The organism is Rhodopseudomonas sp. BR0C11, assembly GCF_010820945.1.
In the GTDB taxonomy this organism is placed as follows: Bacteria; Pseudomonadota; Alphaproteobacteria; order Rhizobiales; family Xanthobacteraceae; genus Rhodopseudomonas; species Rhodopseudomonas palustris_H.
Window position 1 is genome coordinate 1 of sequence record NZ_QTKI01000223.1, and the last position, 7,771, is coordinate 7,771.

General features: G+C 63.9%; 3 protein-coding genes. All 3 read right to left on the bottom strand.

The window, feature by feature from the left end:
* Nucleotides 1–1,450 (bottom strand): ABC transporter transmembrane domain-containing protein (locus DYI24_RS16670; RefSeq protein ID WP_164573096.1); only part of this gene is annotated, 1,450 nt, incomplete at its 3' end.
* 119 nt (nt 1,451–1,569) lie between these two features.
* Complete coding sequence (locus DYI24_RS16675; RefSeq protein WP_164573097.1) at nt 1,570–3,633, bottom strand: FAD-dependent oxidoreductase; 2,064 nt, start codon at nt 3,631–3,633, stop codon at nt 1,570–1,572.
* A 302-nt stretch (nt 3,634–3,935) separates the two neighbouring features.
* The coding region (gene rpoC / locus DYI24_RS16680) for a DNA-directed RNA polymerase subunit beta' (RefSeq protein ID WP_164573098.1) at nt 3,936–7,771 on the bottom strand (3,836 nt) is incomplete at its 5' end.

The window sequence follows — 7,771 nt, forward strand, 5'->3', positions numbered from 1 at the left end:
GCTTGAGGCTGAGATTGTCGATCACCGGCTGCTCGGCGCCCTCATAGGCGAACGACACCCGCTCGAACGCGATGTTGTCGACGATGCGCGGCATCTCGGCGGCGCCCGGCTTGTCGGCGATCGGGGTCTTCTCGTCGAGCAGCTCCTGCATGTGGCGCACCGCGGCGGCCGCCTGGATCGACACCGGGATGAACTGCATCAGATGGGCGATGTTGTACGACACCTCCCAGAACGCACTCTCGAAGGTGACGAAGGTGCCGACGGTGATCTGGCCGGTGGTCGCCAGATAGGCGCCGAGCGCCAGCACCATCAAATGCAGCATCAGCACCGCGACGGTGACGCTGCGTTCGACCATCGAGGTCAGGAAGGTGGCCTGCGCCATCTTCTGCCGTGTCGCCTGATTGCGCAGCGAGAAGAAGCCGAACATCTTGCGCTGCAGGCTGAACGCCTTGACGACCGCCTGGGCGCCGACGTTCTCCTGCACCAGGCCGAGCAGCCCGGCTTCCTGCACCTTCTGCTCGTAGTTCGCCTGCACCGCCTTCGGCGTCAGGATGCGCGGCCCGATCAGCGTGATCGGGAAGATCAACAGCGCCAACACTGCGAGCTGCCAGTTCAGGAACAGCATCAGGACGACGCCGGCGACCAATTCGAGGAACGGCAGCAGCGCGGTGTTGGCGAGGATCTCCACCACCCGCGAGAACGCCGCCATGTCGATCGAGAACCGCGACAGGATCTCGCCGCGCTTGGTGCGGGCGAAATACCCAGCCGGCAGGCGCTGGACGTGTTCGAACAATCGGGTGCGGACGTCGGAGATCACCGCCGCGGATAGCCGGGCGTCCCAGCGCTCGTACCACACCGCGATGATCGAGGTGATGACGCCGGCGACGCCGAGGATCGACAGGATCTTGTAGAGTTCGTGGAAGTCCTCCTCGCCGAGCGCGTCGTCGATCAGGAACTTCAGGCTGAGCGGCATGATGACGTTGAACAGCGTTTCGACGACTACGCCGAACACCACGAACGCCAGCATCTTCTTGTAGTTGGCCACGACCGGCCGGATGAAGCCGGCGACCGTCGCGAATGCGCCGGCGGCCTCGCGCGCGGTGAAGACGACGAGTTCCTCGTCCTCATCGTCGTCGTCGTCATCCTCCTCGTCGTCGTCGTCCTCATCGTCCTCGTCGCCGTCGTCAGCGGCGGCTTTGGCGCCGGCCGCGGGAGCGGCTGGGACCTTGTCGGCGATCAGTTGCTTCACCGGAGGCTTGGTGGTCGGCACCACCGGCGCCGCGGCGCCGACCGGCAGCGCGAACTTCTCGTCGAGCGGCGACGCCGAGGTGGCGGTGCCTTCACTGCCCGGCGCGGGACTGCCGGCGGCGGCATCGGCCGGCGGCGGCGCGGCGGATTTGTCGCCTGGCGGAGAGTCCGGGGTGACGGGAGGATTGGGCTTACGCGCCATGAATTGAAAACCGCTAGGTGGCCGAACCGCACGACTACAATAAGCGACGCCGTGACTCGTTCAAAGCCACGGCGCCGGATCTGCTGAAGCGAACGCGAGCCGTCCGCGACGACCTTGGCTCAGTCGTCGTCCCCCTCGTCGTCGACCTTGTCGAAGAACGAATAGCGCAGGCTGTCGGCGTCGCTGTACCACTGGCCCGGGCCCCTGCCCGCCTTCACCGCCAGCTCCCACAGCGCGTCGCCGCAATCGTTGCGATGCACCGACAGGTCGAAGCCGTTGTTGAAGAACAGCTCCGACCATTCCCACCAGGTGCCGAGCTTCTTGACTCCGCGCAGCAGGTCGTAGCGGTCGATCACGCCCGGATCCATGTCGCTGGTGACCGAGCCGAAGATCACGCCGGTGCGCGCAACGCGGTGCAGCTCGCGGATCGCCTTGACGACGCGGTTCTCGGCGAGGTGGCACAGGCTGGTTTCGAACACGAAGTCGAACTCTTCGTCTTCGAACGGCAGTTCGGCGACCGAACCGAGCTTGTTGTAGGGCTTCAGCGCTTCCGGCGTCTTGCCGTGGATGTAGCGGTTGTTCTCGACGCCGTAAGCATCGATGCCGCGCTCGCGCAGCGCGCCGACCAACTCGCCGCTGGCGGAGCCGGCGACCAGCAGCTTGTAGCCGCCCGGCTTGTCCCACACCGTCTTGATGGTCTGGATCAGATAGTCCGGATCGGTGAACCGGCTCCAGACCTCGCGATACGGGCCCTGGTTGCGATAGTTCTCGAAATAGTCGCGGTCGATCTTGTCGGAGACCGGCTTGCCGTCCTGGGCGCGGGCACGGCGCAGCTTCATCGTCTCGGTGACGATGATGTCGGTGGCGGCGTCCGAGGAATCGAGCAGACCGTTCAGCGTCGAGTCGAACAGATAGTCGCCGACGATGACGAAGCCCGGATGGTTCTTCGGCTCGGGGCGATGGTTGGTCATGACGTCGCGCACCGGCAGGCCGCCGGGGATGCAGTTCACCGACGACAGCCAGCGATGGGTCTTGCCTTCGAGGAAATGCCCGCGGACGTCGCCGAGCTCGGCCGGCAGCGACTTCAGCGCCAGCTCGATCAGCTCCTTGTCGGTGAGGTTGGAGAACGCCAGCGCGTCCGAGCCGGCGATCAGGAAGTTGAGCACGCCGTACTTGCCGACGTCGTGGCGCGAGCCTTCGTTGTAAACGCAGCAGCCGCCGAACGCTTCCGACATGAACCACGAGCCCGGGATCTTATCGCCCCAGAACGGGGAATCGAACAGCATCGAGATCCGCAGATAGTGCGCCGGGCGATCGAAATAGGCGACGTGCTTGACCATCGCCTTGCGCAGCTGCTCGTTGCCCCAGCTCAGCGTGGCGAGCCAGTTGTGCGGCAGGCACATCAGTACGAGATCGAAGTCGCGCGTCTCCGGCCCCTTGCCGTTCATCATGTTCAGCTCATAGCGGCCGCTCTCGGTCTTGCCGACCTTGAGGACGCGGTGATTGAACTGGATGTCGGCATCGATCTCCGAGCGCAGGCACTCGATCAGCTGCTCGTTGCCGTTCTGGATCGAATACAGGCCGATATAGCCATCGATATCCATCACGAAGTTCTTGAGCGCGTTGAGGCCGTTGGTGTTGTGGCTCTCGGTGGCGATGTCGGACTTCGCCATCACCTTGAAGAAGCGCTTGGCGGTGGAGTCCTCGACCTCCTTGTCGAGCAGCTGCTCGCAATTGGTCCAGGCCCAGGGGTGTTCGTTGTCGTGCGCGCCGACGCCCTCGTAATACTGGGTCGGCGTCATCTGCTCGGTGCACTTCTTGCGGAACGCGACGATCGCCTCGGCGGTCTTGTCGCCGTACTTCTTGCGCATGCCCGGCACGTCGTTGAGCAGCTCGCCGTCGAGCTGCACCTGCTCGGCATCCATCGGAATGGTCTGCAGGCCGAAGTGCTGAACCAGCTCCCGCAGCGGATCCGGGCCGGTCATCGAGTAATCGTAGAGCTCGGCGACGCCCGCTTCGTACATCGCCGGCGCGGTTTCGAATTTCTGGGTGACGATCTTGCCGCCGAGCCGATCGGAGGCCTCGAAGATGGTGACCTTGCACAGGCCCCCGAGCTTTCGTTTGAGATACCAGGCGCTCATCAGACCGCCCGGGCCGCCACCTACGATTGCAAGGTCAAACATGGTGCTCTTTCAACATCCCGCGGCATCGATCGCCACGCAGCGTGTCTCTGCTCCGCGCCGTCGGTCGAGGCGTGATTCTCCGAGAAAATCAGCGTGACTTCAGCGACTTGGGGCTGGTTTTGACGGCGAAACGGCGCCCCTGTGCCGGATTCCCGTCGTTCGGCATACAGCAAGGCGCCTTTCACCTGAAGGGAAGATGAACAACCCGTAAGGTGGCGGCAAAAGGCCCGGAATGCGGCCCAGATATGAGAAAGGCCGGCACAAGGCCGGCCCTTCCCAGGATTGAATGGCAGAAGCGAACGTTACTCTGCCGGCGGCAGCGACAGCGGTTCGGCTTCCGGCGCAGCGGCCGGAACGATCGCCGCCTGCTTCTCGCGCTCGTCGAGGATCAGACGGTCGCGCTTCATCGCCACTTCGCGGATCTTGGCCATCGAGGCGCCAGTACCCGCCGGGATCAGCCGGCCGACGATGACGTTTTCCTTGAGGCCTTCCAGCGGATCCACCTTGCCGTTGACCGCGGCTTCGGTGAGCACCCGGGTGGTCTCCTGGAACGACGCCGCCGAGAAGAACGAGCGGGTCTGCAAGCTCGCCTTGGTGATGCCGAGCAGCACAGGATTGCCGGTTGCCGGCTTCTTGCCCTCTTCGACCGCCTTGGCGTTGACCGCGTTGAACTCGATCTTGTCGACCTGCTCGCCCGAGATCATGTCGGTATCGCCCTGGTCGGTGATCTCGATCTTCTGCAGCATCTGGCGAACGATCACCTCGATGTGCTTGTCGTTGATCAACACGCCCTGGAGTCGATAGACCTCCTGGATTTCGTTGACGAGATAGGCCGCGAGTTCTTCGATGCCCTTGATCGCCAGGATGTCGTGCGGTGCCGGATTGCCCTCGACTATGAAGTCGCCCTTTTCGACGACGTCGCCGTCCTGCAAGTGGATGTGCTTGCCCTTCGGGATCAGGTACTCGCGCGCTTCCTCGTTCTTGTCGAGCGGCTCGATCGAGAGCCGGCGCTTGTTCTTGTAGTCGCGACCGAACCGGATAGTGCCGGCGATCTCGGCGATGATCGCCGCATCCTTCGGCCGCCGTGCCTCGAACAGTTCCGCCACCCGCGGCAGACCGCCGGTGATGTCACGGGTCTTGGCGCTCTCGGTCGAGATACGCGCGAGGATGTCGCCGGGCTTGACCTGGGCGCCGACGTCGACCGACAGAATGGCGTCGACCGACAGCATGTAGCGGGCGTCACCGCCGCGCGCCAGCTTCAGCACCTTGCCGTCCTTGCCCTTGATCACGATCGCCGGACGCAGATCCGCACCACCGCGGGTCGAGCGCCAGTCGATAACGATACGCTTGGCGATACCGGTCGACTCGTCGAGCGTTTCGGAGATCGACTGATCCTCGATCAGATCCTCGAAGTCGATGGTACCCTCGACCTCGGTGAGGATCGGACGGGTGTACGGATCCCACTCGGCGATACGCTGGCCGCGCTTGACCATATCGCCCTCGTCGACGTGCACGCGCGCGCCGTACTGGATGCGATGGGTCGCACGCTCGGAGCCGTCCGGATCGACGATCGCGATCACCATGTTGCGGACCATCGCAACATTGTGGCCTTCGCCGTTGCGGGCGATGGCGCGGTTCTTGATGACGATCTTGCCCTCGAAGTTCGACTCGATCACCGACTGCTCGTTGATCTGCGCCGCACCGCCGATGTGGAAGGTACGCATCGTCAGCTGCGTGCCCGGCTCGCCGATCGACTGCGCCGCGATCACGCCGACCGCTTCGCCGTGGTTGACCGGGGTACCGCGGGCGAGATCGCGCCCGTAGCACTTGCCGCAGATGCCGTTGACCAGCTCGCAAGTCAGTGCCGAGCGGATCTTCACTTCCTGAACGCCGGCCTGGTGGATCGCCTCGACGTCCCGCTCCTCCATCAGATCACCGCGCTTGACGATGATCTCGTTGGTGGCCGGGTCGCGCACGTCCTCGCCCGCAGTGCGGCCGAGGATACGGCTGCCCAGCGAAGCGACCACGGTGCCGGCGTCGACGATCGCCCGCATCTTGATGCCGAGCGAGGTGCCGCAGTCGGCCTGCGTGATGATGCAGTCCTGCGCCACGTCGACCAGACGGCGGGTCAGGTAACCCGAGTTCGCGGTCTTCAGCGCGGTGTCGGCCAGACCCTTACGGGCGCCGTGGGTCGAGTTGAAGTACTCGAGAACCGACAGACCTTCCTTGAAGTTCGAGATGATCGGCGTCTCGATGATTTCACCCGACGGCTTGGCCATCAGGCCGCGCATACCGGCGAGCTGACGCATCTGCGCGGGCGAACCACGCGCACCGGAGTGGGCCATCATGTAGATCGAGTTGACCTGCTGTTCGGAGCCGTCCGGCGCCTTCCGAACCGCGGAGATCTCCTTCATCATCTCCTTGGCGATTTCTTCGGTGGCCTTCGACCAGGCGTCGACCACCTTGTTGTACTTCTCGCCGTGGGTGATGAGACCGTCGTTGTACTGCTGCTCGAAGTCCTTCGCCAGCGTACGGGTCGAGTCGACGATCTTCCACTTCGAGCCCGGCACGACCATGTCGTCCTTGCCGAACGAGATGCCGGCCTTGAACGCGTTGAAGAAGCCGAGCGCCATGATCCGGTCGCAGAAGATCACCGTCTCCTTCTGACCGCAGTGACGATAGACTTGGTCGATGACGCCGGAGATCTCGCGCTTGGTCATCAGCTTGTTGATGACGTCGAACGGCAGCTTCGGCGACTTCGGCAGCACCTGACCGAGCAGGATGCGGCCGGCGGTGGTCTCCAGCAGACGGACCGTGTTCTGGCCTTCCTCGTTCACCCAATGCCAACGATACTTGATCTTGGTGTGGAGGTGGATGACCTTCGAGTACAGCGCGTGCTCGAGCTCGGCGAGGTCGGCAAACACCTTGCCCTCGCCCGGCAGACCTTCCCGCATGATCGACAGGTAGTACAGGCCGAGCACGATGTCCTGCGACGGCACAATGATCGGCTGGCCGTTCGCCGGATGCAGGATGTTGTTGGTCGACATCATCAGCACGCGCGCTTCCAGCTGCGCTTCGAGCGACAGCGGAACGTGCACGGCCATCTGGTCGCCGTCGAAGTCGGCGTTGAAGGCCGAGCACACCAGCGGATGCAGCTGGATCGCCTTGCCTTCGATCAGCACCGGCTCGAATGCCTGAATGCCGAGACGATGCAGCGTCGGCGCGCGGTTCAGCAGCACCGGATGTTCGCGGATCACCTCATCGAGGATGTCCCAAACCTCCGGCCGCTCCTTCTCCACCAGCTTCTTGGCCTGCTTGACGGTGGTCGAAAGACCCTTGGCGTCGAGCCGCGAGTAGATGAACGGCTTGAACAGTTCGAGCGCCATCTTCTTCGGCAGGCCGCACTGATGCAGCTTGAGCTCGGGACCGACCACGATCACCGAACGGCCCGAATAGTCGACGCGCTTACCGAGCAGGTTCTGACGGAACCGGCCCTGCTTGCCCTTCAGCATGTCGGCGAGCGACTTCAGCGGACGCTTGTTGGCGCCGGTGATGACGCGGCCGCGGCGGCCGTTGTCGAACAGCGCGTCCACAGCTTCCTGCAGCATGCGCTTTTCGTTGCGGATGATGATGTCCGGCGCGCGCAGCTCCATCAGCCGCTTCAAGCGGTTGTTACGGTTGATGACGCGGCGATACAGGTCGTTGAGGTCCGAGGTCGCGAACCGGCCGCCGTCGAGCGGCACCAGCGGGCGCAGATCCGGCGGGATCACCGGCACGACCGTGAGGATCATCCACTCCGGCTTGTTGCCGGAATAGCGGAACGCTTCGACGATCTTCAGCCGCTTGGCGAGCTTTTTGTGCTTGATGTCGGAGTCGGTCTCGGCCATCTCGGCGCGCAGCTGCGCGTCGATCTTTTCGAGTTCCAGGCCCTTCAGCAGTTCGCGGATCGCTTCCGCGCCGATCATGGCGGTGAAGCTGTCCTGACCGTACTGATCCTGGGCGCGCAGGTACTCCTCCTCCGACAGGAGCTGACGCTCCTTGAGGTCGGTGAGGCCCGGCTCAAGCACCACGTAGTATTCGAAGTACAGGATGCGCTCGAGGTCCTTCAGCGTCATGTCGAGCAGCTGCCCGATGCGCG